A 13463-nucleotide genomic window follows, 5' to 3' on the forward strand; every position below is an offset into this window, starting at 1 on the left:
AGGAAAATCCCTGACGTCAATTTTTTGATTTGCCGCATTTGCCGCCCGGCAATTGCCGCTTTCGCCGCCGTGGGCGGAAGGCCTTTGCCGCTTTTCTGGCATCACCCTGACAGCACTGCGCCTCGTAGCCCCGTATTTGCGGGCTTTGCATGGGTTGGCACAGCCCTTGCTATACCTTGCTCAACGATATTCCGGTCAACCTCCGAAGGTTTCCCCGACATGAGCATCAGCTTCGACAAGGCGCTTGGTATTCACGAAAAGGCTCTGGGCTTCCGCGCCCAGCGCGCCGAAGTGCTGGCCAACAACATCGCCAACGCCGACACGCCCAACTACAAGGCGCGTGACATGGACTTCGCCTCTGTGCTGGCCGCCGAAAGCGACAAGCAGCAAAGCGGCCGTTTCGCCATGGATCGCACCAATAGCCGCCACATCGAAGCCGAAGGCCTCGCCATCGCAGCCGACGATACCCTCAAGTACCGCACGCCGCTGCAGCCGTCGATCGACCAGAACACCGTGGACGCGCAGATCGAGCAATCGAACTACACCGAAAACGCCATTGGCTTCCAGGCCAGCTTCACTTTGCTCAACAGCAAATTCAAAGGGCTGGTATCGGCCCTGCGGGGAGAATGACCATGTCCCTTTCCAGTGTCTTCAATATTGCCGGTAGCGGCATGAGCGCGCAGAACACGCGCCTTAACACCGTCGCTTCCAACATTGCCAACGCCGAAACCGTTTCTTCGAGCATCGACCAGACGTACCGCGCCCGCCACCCCGTGTTCGCCACCACCTTCCAGGATGCGCAAGCCGGCAGCAGCCAGTCGCTGTTCGAAGACCAGGGCGAAGCAGGGCAGGGCGTGCAGGTAAAAGGCATCGTCGAGGATCAGAGCACCCTGGAAGCACGCTACGAGCCCAATCATCCGGCGGCGAACAAGGACGGCTACGTCTATTACCCGAACGTCAATGTGGTCGAGGAGATGGCAGACATGATCTCCGCTAGCCGTGCGTTTCAGACCAACGCCGAGCTGATGAACACGGCCAAGAGCATGATGCAGAAAGTCCTGACCCTGGGGCAGTGATAGGAAGCCGACATGACCACCACCAATTCCACCTCTGACGTCAGCAGCGCGTACCTGACCTCGCTGCAGAAGCAGACGTCCAAGACCGACAGCAGCACCGGCGCTGCCGGCAGCGCGCTGGGCAAAGATGCTTTTCTGCAGTTGCTGGTTACCCAGATGAAGAACCAGAACCCGCTCGATCCACAGGAAAACGGCGAGTTCGTGGCGCAGCTGGCGCAGTTCAGCAGCCTCGAGAGCATGCAGTCGCTGAACGATTCTGTGACCTATATCGCGGCAGGGTTGCAGTCTTCCCAGGCGTTGCAGGCCTCGTCACTGGTCGGGCGCAATGTAATTGTCCAGACCGACAAGGCTGTGGTCGACACCAGCAAGGATATGAAAGGCACGGTCAACCTGACGTCGTCCAGCACCGCCACCTCGGTGGGCATCTACGACAAGGATGACAAGCTGGTACGCACCCTCGACCTGGGTACCCAGAAAGCCGGCAAGGTCGACTTTACCTGGAATGGCCTGAACGACGACGGCGAAGCGGCGCCAGCCGGTACCTACACCTTCAAGGCCACCGCTTCGATCGACGGCAAGGCCACGGCCATGACCACCAACCTGCCGGCCTCCGTTACCAGTGTGACCATGGGCACCAACGGTTCTGAGATGACGCTCAACCTGGCTGGGCTGGGCAGTGTTGCGCTTTCCAAAATCCAAAGCATCGGCATCTAGGGCCTGAGCAAAACGACAGGAGTTACACATGTCTTTCAATACCGGCCTTAGCGGCCTCTATGCAGCGAACAAGGCCCTGAACGTTACCGGCAACAACATTGCCAACGTTGCCACTACTGGCTTCAAGTCCTCGCGCGCCGAGTTCGCCGACCAGTATTCCAACTCCATCCGCGGCACCAGTGCCGGCAAGAACGTGGTCGGCACGGGTGTGAAGACTGCCGCTGTGTCGCAATTGTTCACGCCGGGCAACATCAATGGCACCGGCCAGGCGCTGGACATGGCCATCGATGGCAACGGCTTCTTCGTGATGAACGACAACGGCTCGAAGATCTACACCCGTGCCGGTGCTTTCTACAGCGACAAGGACGGCTACGTGGTCAACTCGTCGGGCTCCAACCTGCAAGGTTATGCAGTGGATGCCAACGGTAAGATCGTCCAGGGCGTGCTGACCAACCTGCAGATCGACACCTCGAACCTGACGCCCAACCCGACCGGGCGCATCTCCGAGAACGTCAACCTCAACTCCACTGCGACTGCGCCCAGCCAGACGCCGTTCGATCCGACCAATACCAGCACCTATAACTACACGTTCAATACCGACGTGTATGACAGCCAGGGTAACGCGCACCAGCTGAACCAGTACTTCGTCAAGGACGCCACCAGCAACTCCTGGACCATGTACACCACCATCGACGGGCGCAACCCGGCCAACCCGGCCTCGACCACGCCGCTGGCCAACAATCTGCCGTTCAAGTCTGACGGCACCCTGGATTCTGCCTCGATGACGGCAGGCCCGGTGGCCGGTGGCATGACCATCGCGGCCAACAAGACCTTCACCCTCGACAACTGGATCCCGGCACAGAAGAACGCCGCCGGTGTGTGGAGCGCCAACGGCGCTACCGCCAACGTCGCCGGGGTGAACCTGGACATGCTCGGTACCACCCAGTACAACGCAGCCTCCGCCACCACTGCCAAGAGCCAGGATGGCTTTGCCACGGGTGAGCTCTCGGGCCTGACCATCGACGAAAGCGGCAATATGTTCGCCAACTTCACCAATGGCCAGGACAAGGTGATCGGCCAGGTGGCGATCGCCAACTTTGCCAACCTGGAGGGCCTGACCCCGGTGGGTGGCACCAGCTGGAAAGAATCCTATGGCTCGGGTGTGCCGGTGATCGGCGCCCCGGATACTGGTACCTTGGGCCAGATTACTGGCGGTGCGCTGGAAGACTCCAACGTCGACCTTACCGGTGAGCTGGTCAACCTGATCAAGGCGCAGAGCAACTACCAGGCCAACGCCAAGACCATTTCCACCGAAAGCACCATCATGCAGACCATCATTCAGATGACCTGATGGCCGCCTGCTAGGGTGGTTTTGTCTGTAATTGGGGCCGCAAAGCGGCCCCAGGTTCTTCAAGGTTCACGCCCATGAAACGGCTAATGCTCACCGCCCTCCTGGCCATGGCCTTGCCGCTCTCGGCCGCTCCCGCCCCGTTCTACCAATGGCAAAGCCTGGCCACCGGCCGCTACCTGTGCTCTGCCAACAACCCGGGCGAGGGCTGGGTACGCCATTCCGGCCCCTACAACAACGCCGCTTGCCGCACCTTCTGAGCACGCCCTTGCCGCAGGCGGCAAACTTCCGCCGACAAACTGACGTTTGTTGCCCCTTGCTGCGCTGGAGCCCCTGTAAACAGGCGGTTTCAGACTTGGTTCGATTATTGCTTCGGACCTGGCCAGTGACAGCGCGGCAGCGACGCGCAGAGGAGATACTGTGGACAAGTTGCTTTATGTGGCCATGACCGGCGCCAGCCAGAACGCGCTGGCGCAAAAGGCCCACGCCAACAACCTGGCGAACATTTCCACCAACGGTTTTCAGCGTGACCTGGAGCAGGCCCGTTCGATGCCGGTGTTCGGCGACAGCTTTCCGGCGCGCGCCTTTGCCATGACCGAACGCCCGGCCACCGACTTCAGCGAGGGCCCGTTGGTCGAGACGGGGCGTGACCTGGATGTCGCCGTGACCGGCAAGGGCTTCATTGCCGTGCAGGCCCCGGACGGCAGCGAAGCCTACGTGCGTACCGGTAGCCTGAACATCGACGCCCTCGGCGTGCTGCGTGCCGGCAACGGCATGCCGGTGATCGGCAACGGTGGCCCGATTGCCATCCCGCCAGAGCAGAAGGTTGAGGTGGGTGCCGACGGCACCCTCAGCATTCGCTCCATGGGTGAAGACCCCCGCGTGATGGCCGAGGTCGACCGGATCAAGCTGGTCAACCCAGACACCAAAGGCCTGCAAAAAGGGCTGGATGGCTTGATCCATACCGCTTCTGGCCAACCGGCCGATGCCGACGTCAACGTTCGGGTGGTGTCGGGCTTCCTGGAAGGCAGCAACGTCAATGCTGTCGAGGAAATGACCTCGGTGCTGGCGCTGTCTCGCCAGTTCGAACTGCACGTCAAGATGATGAACACGGCCAAGGAAGGCGACGAAGCCATGGCTCGGGTTTTGCAAATCGGCTAATCACTTTTGAACGGGTGCCGTAAAACAGGCGCACGAGGAGAAACTATATGCTTCCGGCTCTTTGGGTCGCTAAAACCGGCCTGTCCGCCCAGGACACCAACCTGACGGTCATTTCCAACAACCTGGCCAACGTCTCCACCACCGGCTTCAAGCGTGATCGCGCCGAATTCGCAGACCTGCTCTACCAGATCAAGCGTCAGCCTGGCGCGCAGTCGACCCAGGACAGCGAGCTGCCTTCGGGCCTACAGGTCGGTACCGGTGTGCGCATTGTCGGCACGCAAAAAAGCTTCGTCGCTGGCAGCCTGCAAACCACCGAGAACCCGCTGGACATGGCGGTCAACGGCCGTGGCTTCTTCCAGATTCTGCAGCCGGACGGCACAGTGTCGTACACCCGTGACGGCACCTTCCACCTGAACTCCGACGGCCAGATCGTCACCGCCAATGGCTACGCCCTCGAGCCTGCCGTTGTGGTGCCGAACGACGCGCAAACCTTCACCGTCGGCCAGGACGGCACCGTATCGATCACCACCGCCGGCAACCCGGCTGCGCAGGTGATCGGCAACATCCAGACCGCCGACTTCATCAACCCGGCTGGCCTGCAGGCCATCGGCGACAACCTGTTCCTGGAAACTGCCGCCAGTGGTGCGCCGCAAGTCGGCACACCGGGCTTGAACGGCTTCGGTACCACCCAGCAGCAGACCCTGGAAAACTCCAACGTCAGCACCGTGGAAGAGCTGGTGAACATGATCACGACCCAGCGCGCTTACGAGATGAACTCCAAGGTCATTTCCACCGCCGACCAGATGCTGTCGTTCGTGACTCAACAGCTCTAAGCCCTGTCGCTTCGTTACACCCGTGAGGTATGCACCATGAATCGTCTGTTGTCCGTGTTCGCCCTGGGGGGGGCGGTGTTGCTGGCAGGTTGCGTCGGCCCGACGCCCAAGCCCAACGACCCGTACTACGCGCCGGTACTGCCGCGCACCCCGTTACCGGCAGCGGCCAACAACGGTTCCATCTACCAGGCCGGTTTCGAGCAGAACCTGTACAGCGACCGCAAGGCGTTCCGGGTGGGTGACATCATCACCATCACCCTGAACGAGAAAACCTCGGCCAGCAAGAACGCCGGTTCGCAGATCCAGAAAAACAGCAAGGCCGATATCGGCCTGACCTCGCTGTTTGGCAGCACACCGAACACCAACAACCCGTTCGGCGGTGGTGATCTGTCGCTGGAGGCCGGCTACAACGGCGAGCGTGCCACCAAGGGCGACAGCAAGGCCACCCAGGGCAACACCCTGACCGGTTCGATTACCGTGACCGTGGCCGAAGTGCTACCCAACGGCATTATCGCCGTGCGCGGCGAGAAGTGGCTGACCCTGAACACCGGCGAAGAGCTGGTGCGCATTGCCGGCATGATCCGCGCCGATGACATCGCCACCGACAACACCGTGCCGTCCACCCGGGTGGCCGACGCGCGCATCACTTATTCCGGTACCGGCTCGTTCGCCGATGCCAGCCAGCCCGGGTGGCTGGACCGCTTCTTCATCAGCCCGCTTTGGCCTTTCTGAGTACGGATGACCATGTTCAACGTGAGGCAGCTGATTGCCGCAACCCTGCTCCTGTCCTGTGCCTTCGGTGCCCAGGCAGAGCGCCTGAAGGACATCGCCAGCATTTCTGGCGTGCGTTCCAACCAGTTGATCGGTTACGGCCTGGTGGTGGGCCTGAACGGCACGGGTGACCAGACCACCCAGACGCCGTTCACCCTGCAAACCTTCAACAACATGCTGTCGCAGTTCGGCATCAAGGTGCCGGCCGGCTCCGGCAACGTGCAGTTGAAGAACGTCGCGGCGGTGTCGGTGCATGCCGACCTGCCGGCGTTCGCCAAGCCCGGCCAGGTGGTGGACATTACCGTGTCGTCGATCGGTAACTCCAAGAGCCTGCGTGGCGGCAGCCTGCTGATGACCCCGCTCAAGGGTATCGACGGGAACGTCTACGCCATCGCCCAGGGCAACCTGGTGGTGGGTGGCTTTGACGCCGAAGGCCGTGACGGCTCGAAGATCACCGTCAACGTTCCGTCGGCGGGTCGTATTCCGGGCGGTGCCAGCGTTGAACGGGCTGTGCCGAGCGGCTTCAATCAGGGCAACAGCCTGACCCTGAACCTGAATCGCCCGGACTTCACCACGGCCAAGCGTATCGTCGACAAGGTCAACGAGCTGCTTGGTCCGGGTGTGGCCCAGGCCGTGGACGGTGGTTCGGTGCGGGTCAGTGCGCCTATGGACCCCAGCCAGCGCGTGGATTACCTGTCGATCCTTGAGAACCTCGAAATCGACCCGGGCCAGGCGGTGGCCAAGGTCATCATCAACTCGCGTACCGGCACCATTGTCATCGGCCAGAACGTCAAGGTGTCGCCCGCGGCGGTGACCCACGGCAGCTTGACCGTGACCATTACCGAAGACCCGATCGTCAGCCAGCCGGGGGCCTTCTCCAATGGCCAGACGGCCGTGGTGCCCCGCTCGCGGGTCAACGCCGAGCAGGAAGCCAAGCCGATGTTCAAGTTCGGCCCAGGCACCACACTGGATGAGATCGTCCGGGCGGTGAACCAGGTGGGCGCGGCGCCCGGCGACCTGATGGCCATTCTCGAAGCCCTGAAACAGGCCGGCGCCTTGCAGGCCGACCTGATCGTGATCTGAGGACGGCGCGGATGAATATCAAAAGCCAGGTCTCCGGCAGTGCCGACAGCGGTGCCTATACCGACCTCAACCGCCTGAGTGCTCTGAAGCACGGTGACCGCGACAGCGAAGCCAACGTGCGCAAGGTGGCCCAGGAGTTCGAGTCGCTGTTCATCAGCGAAATGCTCAAGGCCTCGCGCAAGGCCAGCGACGTGCTGGCCGATGACAACCCGATGAACACCGAAACGGTCAAGCAGTACCGTGACATGTACGACCAGCAGCTGGCCGTGAGCATGTCCCGCGAAGGTGGCGGTATCGGCCTGCAGGACGTGCTGGTGCGCCAGCTGACCAAGGGCCGCAGTGCATCGATCAATACCAGCCCGTTCCCGCGTGCCGATGGCAGTGGTCCGGCGCTGTGGGGCAACAAGGTGGCGGAGCCGGTGCATGCCACGGACTCGGTCAGCACCCGCAACGACGTCGCTGCGCTCAACTCGCGGCGCCTGGCCTTGCCGAGCAAACTCACCGATCGCCTGCTGGCCGGTATCGTGCCATCGGCCGCCAGTGCCAATGCCGCCGCCGTGCCTGCCCGGGACGGCCAGCAGGTGGCCAAGGCTTTCGCTGTGCCGGACAACGGCCTGCGCATTGTCGGCCGCGCCGTGGCCCAGCCCCCGCTGGCGCCGAACAAGGCCTTTGCCGACAGTGACGAATTCGTTGCCACCATGCTGCCGATGGCCGAGCAGGCCGCCAAGCGCATTGGCATCGACCCGCGTTACCTGGTGGCCCAGGCCGCACTGGAAACCGGCTGGGGCAAATCAGTGATGCGCAATACCGATGGCAGCAGCAGCCACAACCTGTTCGGCATCAAGGCCACCGGCAACTGGCAGGGTGAGCAGGCACGGGCGATCACCAGCGAGTTCCGTGATGGCCAGTTCGTCAAGGAAACCGCAGCCTTCCGCAGCTATGACTCGTACCAGGACAGCTTCCACGACCTGGTAAACCTGCTGCAGGGCAATTCTCGCTATCAAGATGCGTTGGCCTCGGCCGATAACCCTGAGCAGTTTGCAAGAGAGCTGCAAAAGGCAGGTTATGCGACCGACCCGGGCTATGCGAAGAAGATCATCAGCATCGCCCAGCAAATGCAGACAACCCCGCAATACGCCATGGCTGGCAGAACCACGAATCTATAAAAGGACTAAATCATGTCGAGCCTGATTTCCATCGGCCTGAGTGGCCTGAGTGCCAGCCAGGCGGCCTTGTCGGTAACCAGTAACAACATCGCCAACGCCGCGACCAGTGGCTATTCGCGCCAGCAGACGATTCAGGCGGCGGGGCCTTCGCACAACATCGGCGCGGGGTTCCTGGGTACCGGTACCACGCTGTCGGACGTGCGTCGCATCTACAGCTCCTACCTGGACAACCAACTGCAGACCGCGACTTCGCTGCAGGCGGACTCGGTTGCCTTCCAGGACCAGATCACCAGCATCGACAAGCTGCTGGCCGATCGCGATACCGGCATCAGCTCGGTCCTCACGGCGTTCTTTTCGGCCCTGCAGACGGCAGCGGCCAAGCCCGGTGACGTTGCCTCCCGGCAGCTGTTGCTGACCCAGGCACAAACCCTGAGCAACCGTTTCAACGCGGTGAGTACCCAGCTGACCCAGCAAAACGAAACGATCAACTCCCAGCTCGACACCATGGCTGGCCAGGTCAACAAGCTCACGGCCAGCATTGCCGAGTACAACAAGCAGATCGCGGCGGCCTCGGGCACTGGCAACACGCCGAACAGCCTGCTGGATGCGCGCAGCGAAGCGGTACGCCAGCTCAACGAGCTGGTTGGCGTGACCGTGCAGGAGCGTGACGGCAACTACGACGTGTACCTGGGCAGCGGCCAGTCGCTGGTCACCGGCAACAAGGCCAACACCTTGTCGGTGCAACCGGGTACTGCCGACAAGAGCCAGGCCAGCCTGCGTATCAACTACGAGTCGTTCAGCTCCGACGTGACCTCGGTCGTGACCGGTGGCGCGATCGGCGGCCTGGTGCGCTACCGCCAGGACGTGCTGACACCGTCCATGAACGAATTGGGCCGTGTAGCCCTGGTGGTTTCGGACAGCATCAACAGCCAGCTGGGGCAGGGCCTAGATGCCAATGGCCAGTTCGGCAGCTCGCTGTTCTCCAGCATCAACAGCGCCACTGCCGTTGCCCAGCGCAGCCTGGCCTCGTCGAGCAACAGCACCGGCTCCGGCAACCTGGACGTGACCATTGCCAACAGCGGCGCGCTGACCACCTACGACTACGAGGTGAAGTTCACCAGCGCCAACCAGTACAGCGTACGCCGCTCCGACGGCACCGACATGGGTAGCTTTGACCTCAGCACCGACCCGGCGCCGGTCATCGACGGCTTCAGCCTGTCGCTGAAAGGCGGTGGCCTGGCGGCAGGCGACAGCTTCAAGGTCATCCCCACTCGTGCCGCAGCAGGCAGCATCACCACAACCCTGACCGATGCCAACAAGCTGGCCTTTGCCGGGCCGATCAGCGCTGCCTCGGGTAGCGGCAACAGCGGCACCGGCACCATTACCCAGCCTACCTTGAGCCAGTCGCTGGATATCTATGGCGGTGCCGACACCGCACTGATCCAGCAGTCTATTCGCGACTCGATGCCGGTGCGCGTGGTGTTCGACGCTGCCAGTGGTGGCTCACAAGGCTACAAGCTGTTCGATGCCAAGGGCACCCAGATCGGCACCGGCAGCGTGGTGCCGGGTACGGACAACAAACTGTCGGTGGCCGTGCCAATGCTCGATGCGGCTGGGCAGCCGATTCTCGATGGCAGCGGCAACCCGCGCACGTTCAGTGTCGAGACCACCATCGGCGGCAGCCCGGCGGCCAACGACAGCTTTACCCTGTCGTTCAATGCCGACGGCAAGGCCGACAACCGCAACGCAACGGCGCTGCTGGGCCTGCAGACCAAGTCGACGGTGAACACCGGGTCCGGCGGTGGCACCAGCTTCACGTCGGCCTATGCCTCGCTGGTGGAGCGCGTGGGTGCCAAGGCCAACCAGGCGACCATCGATACCACGGCGACCGAGGCGGTGCTCAAGAGCGCCAGTGAAAGCCGCAGTGCGGTATCCGGGGTCAACCTGGATGACGAGGCGGCCAGCCTGGTCAAGTTCCAGCACTACTACACGGCGTCGTCGCAGATCATCAAGGCGGCGCAAGAAACCTTCAGCACCCTGATCAATGCCTTGTAAGGAGTAGACTCTCGTGCGTATTTCCACTGCTCAGTTCTATGAGGCCAGCGCCAGTAGCTACTCCAAGAACTTCTCCACCATGAACAAGACCAACGATCAGGTCACGTCGGGTATCCGTATCCAGACGGCCGCCGATGACCCGGTCGGCGCGGCGCGACTGCTGCTGCTGCAACAGCAGCAGTCGCTGCTGGACCAGTACAGCGGCAACATCAACACGGTGAGCAACGCCCTGCTGCAGGAGGAGAGCGTGCTCTCCACCATCAACGACACCATGCAGCGCGCCAGCGAGCTGGCGATCCGTGCTGGCGGCCCTGGGGTTACCGACTCTGACCGTGTGGCCATCAGTACCGAGCTGAAAGAGATCGAGGCCAACATCTTTGGCCTGCTCAACTCGCGCGATGCCAACGGCGACTACATGTTCGGCGGCTCCAAGAGCACCACGCCACCCTATGTGCGCAACTCCGATGGCACCTACAGCTATCACGGTGACCAGACCCAGCTGAGCCTGCAGGTCTCCGACACCCTGAATCTGGCCACCAACGACACCGGCTTCACCATCTTTGATTCCGCCAGCAACAAGAGCCGCACGCAGTCGACCCTGGTGGTGCCGGCAACTGACGATGGCGTTGTCGGGGTATCGTCTGGCCTGATGACCTCAAGTACCACCTACAACAACAGCTTTACTGCCGGCCAGCCGTACAAACTGACCTTCACCAGCGCGACCCAGTACACCATCACCGATGCAAGTGGCAGGGACATCACGTCTGAAACCGCCACCAACGGTACCTTCGACAGCAAGACCGAGGGCGCCAACAGCATTGCCCTGCGTGGCGTCGAGTTTGAAATCACCGTTACCGTGGAGGAGGGCGCCGATGCCGACGCCGCGGTGGCAGGGCGCGAGTTTTCCCTGGCGGCGCGCCCGGACTCGTTCAACGCTACCCGCAACGCCAGCAATACCTCCAGCGCCCAGATCACCAGCAGCACCGTGACCGACCAAGCGGCGTATCGCAGCACCTTCCCCAGTAACGGGGCTGTGATCAAGTTCACCGGGCCCGGCGCCTACGAGCTCTACGCCCAGCCGCTGACGGCTGACAGCAAGGCCGTGGCCACGGGTACCTACACCGCGCCAGCCTTGACGGTGGCAGGTGTGACCTACCAGGTGACCGGTTCGCCGGAGGCGGGTGACCAGTTTGCGGTCACCGCCAATACGCACCAGAACCAGAATGTTCTGGAAACCCTCAGCCAGCTGCGTGCTGCGCTGGATACGCCGGTAACGGGAGTAGGCCAGGCCAATGCGCTGAAGGATGCAGCGGCCTCGGCGATCGCCAACCTGGCCAGTGCCCGTGAGCAGGTCGATATCACCCGTGGTTCGATCGGCGCCCGTGGCAACTCGCTGGAGATCCAGCGCCAGGAGAACACCAGCCTGGGCCTGGCCAACAAGACCACCCAGAACGCCATCGGCAACACCGACATGTCGCAGGCGGCCATCACCCTGACCTTGCAGCAGGCCATGCTGGAGGCGTCACAACTGGCCTTCTCGCGCATTTCGCAACTGAGCCTGTTCAACAAGCTCTGATCTGTCTTGCTGCTCCATCAGGCTGGGAATGCCCTGTGGGAGCGGCCTTGTGCCGCGAAAGGGCTGCGAAAGCAGCCTTGGCATTCTGCATTAACGCTGAGATCGCCGGGGCCGCTTTGCGGCCCTTTCGCGGCACAAGGCCGCTCCTGCAGGGATTTGTGTCCGCCTGGTCATTCCCCGAATTCCCCAGTCTCCACGCCCTCGCCACGGCTTTCGTAGCATTTCAATGTGACCAATGAGTCAAAACGATCATCTTCCCTGTATTCTATGCAGCAGCTGTTGCAGCATTTTGTTACCGGTGCGCAGGTGAGCTCTGCCTTCAACCCCTGGCGGTGACGCCCCGGTATTTGGCGCCCTCAATTCATCGAGTGGTGGTCTTTGGCTGTTTTCATTGGGAAGCCAGAATGATTGGCATCAAAAGCATCGCGAGTTACGTGCCTACCGCTGGCCTGGACAACTACGTCCAGGGTGCGAAGTTTGGCAAGGACGAAGAGTTCATGTTCGGCAAGATCGGCGCGTCGTTCCTGCCGCGCAAGGCCGAAGAGCAAGAAACCTCCGATCTGTGCGTAGAAGCCGCCCGGGCCCTGTTCGCCAGCAACCCTGACCTGGATCCGCAGTCGATCGATGCGCTGATCGTGGTCACCCAGAACGGTGACGAAGAAGGCCTGCCGCACACCGCAGCCATCGTCCAGAGCAAGCTCGGTCTCTCTACCCGCGTGGCGGCGTTCGACGTGTCGCTGGGCTGTTCCGGCTATGTGTATGGCCTGTATGCGATCAAAGGCTTCATGGAAGCTGCAGGGCTGAAAAACGGCCTGCTGATCACCGCCGACCCGTATTCGAAGATCGTCGACCCGGAAGACCGCAACACCACCATGTTGTTCGGCGATGCCGCCACAGCCACCTGGATGGGTGAAGGCGCCGTATGGAACCTGGGTCAGGCGCGCTTCGGCACTGACGGCTCCGGTGCCGAGCACTTGAAAGTGACCGACGGCAAATTCTTCATGAACGGCCGCCAGGTGTTCAACTTCGCGCTGGTCAAGGTGCCGGCGCACCTGCACGAGCTGCTGGATGCCAGCGGCCTGAAGTCGTCGGATATCGATGCGTTCTGCATTCACCAAGGCAGTGCGGCGATTGTCGACGCCGTGGCGCGGCGCTTCGAAGAGCAACACCCGGAGAAGTTCGTCAAGGACATGCTGGAAACCGGCAATACCGTGTCCTCCAGCGTGCCGCTGCTGCTGCAGAAGCACATGCTCGACGGCAGCTGGAAGCGTGTGGCGATCAGCGGCTTTGGCGTGGGCCTGTCGTGGGGCTCGGCCATCCTGTACCGCGACTGATCCCTCAGCAGTCCCCCGAAGCGCCCGGCGGCCACCGCCTGGCGCTTTTTTTTGCCTGCAAAATGCTGTGGCATGGCGCAGCTTCTGTGGGAGCGGGCATGCCCGCGAAGCAGGCGACTCGGTGTATGGCACCGGCTTTGCCGGTGTTCGCGGGCGCGCCCGCTCCCACAGGTGGAGGCTGGTAGGTGATGCTCAGTGTGCTTGGGAGTGGAATTTGACGCCAATAAAATCCCCTTAACCCCTTGATTTCTCGGGGCTGGCCCCATGCCAGCATTTTTTTTTCGAAAAACCCCTCAAGCATCCCGCGCACCCGACGATAACTATTACGAAGGTTCTCTAGGCCAGT

General features: G+C 62.1%; 13 protein-coding genes. All 13 read left to right on the forward strand.

Annotation, left to right across the window (positions count from 1 at the left end; translation table 11 throughout):
- Nucleotides 1-219: 219 nt before the first annotated feature.
- Complete coding sequence (gene flgB / locus ACK1VC_RS10180) at nucleotides 220-630, forward strand: flagellar basal body rod protein FlgB (protein WP_016488466.1); 411 nt, start codon at nucleotides 220-222, stop codon at nucleotides 628-630.
- 2 nt (nucleotides 631-632) lie between these two features.
- Complete coding sequence (flgC, locus tag ACK1VC_RS10185) at nucleotides 633-1076, forward strand: flagellar basal body rod protein FlgC (RefSeq protein ID WP_024087485.1); 444 nt, start codon at nucleotides 633-635, stop codon at nucleotides 1074-1076.
- Nucleotides 1077-1088: 12 nt separating this feature from the next.
- Nucleotides 1089-1790: a flagellar hook assembly protein FlgD gene (gene flgD, locus ACK1VC_RS10190; protein WP_016488464.1), complete on the forward strand. Its 702-nt coding sequence runs from the start codon at nucleotides 1089-1091 to the stop codon at nucleotides 1788-1790.
- Nucleotides 1791-1818: 28 nt separating this feature from the next.
- Nucleotides 1819-3141, forward strand: coding sequence for a flagellar hook protein FlgE (gene flgE, locus ACK1VC_RS10195; RefSeq protein WP_191086853.1), 1323 nt, complete (start codon nucleotides 1819-1821; stop codon nucleotides 3139-3141).
- A 74-nt stretch (nucleotides 3142-3215) separates the two neighbouring features.
- Complete coding sequence (locus tag ACK1VC_RS10200) at nucleotides 3216-3398, forward strand: hypothetical protein (RefSeq protein WP_024717754.1); 183 nt, start codon at nucleotides 3216-3218, stop codon at nucleotides 3396-3398.
- Between the two features lie 160 nt (nucleotides 3399-3558).
- Nucleotides 3559-4299, forward strand: coding sequence for a flagellar basal body rod protein FlgF (locus ACK1VC_RS10205; RefSeq protein ID WP_016488461.1), 741 nt, complete (start codon nucleotides 3559-3561; stop codon nucleotides 4297-4299).
- Nucleotides 4300-4346: 47 nt separating this feature from the next.
- Nucleotides 4347-5132, forward strand: a complete 786-nt coding sequence (gene flgG / locus ACK1VC_RS10210) for a flagellar basal-body rod protein FlgG (RefSeq protein WP_012273525.1) — start codon at nucleotides 4347-4349, stop codon at nucleotides 5130-5132.
- Nucleotides 5133-5168: 36 nt separating this feature from the next.
- Nucleotides 5169-5864 (forward strand): flagellar basal body L-ring protein FlgH, encoded by a 696-nt coding sequence (gene flgH / locus ACK1VC_RS10215; protein WP_016488460.1) that lies wholly within the window; start codon nucleotides 5169-5171, stop codon nucleotides 5862-5864.
- 12 nt (nucleotides 5865-5876) lie between these two features.
- Nucleotides 5877-6986 (forward strand): flagellar basal body P-ring protein FlgI, encoded by a 1110-nt coding sequence (locus tag ACK1VC_RS10220; protein WP_024717755.1) that lies wholly within the window; start codon nucleotides 5877-5879, stop codon nucleotides 6984-6986.
- Nucleotides 6987-6997: 11 nt separating this feature from the next.
- Complete coding sequence (gene flgJ / locus ACK1VC_RS10225; protein WP_016488458.1) at nucleotides 6998-8152, forward strand: flagellar assembly peptidoglycan hydrolase FlgJ; 1155 nt, start codon at nucleotides 6998-7000, stop codon at nucleotides 8150-8152.
- A gap of 12 nt (nucleotides 8153-8164) precedes the next feature.
- The gene (flgK, locus tag ACK1VC_RS10230) at nucleotides 8165-10207 is read left to right on the forward strand and encodes a flagellar hook-associated protein FlgK (RefSeq protein WP_096426598.1); all 2043 of its coding nucleotides are present in this window, start codon (nucleotides 8165-8167) and stop codon (nucleotides 10205-10207) included.
- 13 nt (nucleotides 10208-10220) lie between these two features.
- A complete protein-coding gene (locus ACK1VC_RS10235; RefSeq protein WP_060519389.1) occupies nucleotides 10221-11783 on the forward strand; it encodes a flagellar hook-associated protein 3 in 1563 nt (520 codons plus the stop codon).
- A 404-nt stretch (nucleotides 11784-12187) separates the two neighbouring features.
- Complete coding sequence (locus ACK1VC_RS10240) at nucleotides 12188-13117, forward strand: ketoacyl-ACP synthase III (RefSeq protein WP_016488455.1); 930 nt, start codon at nucleotides 12188-12190, stop codon at nucleotides 13115-13117.
- Nucleotides 13118-13463 lie beyond the last annotated feature (346 nt).

It is taken from the genome of Pseudomonas sp. XP2, assembly GCF_053557975.1.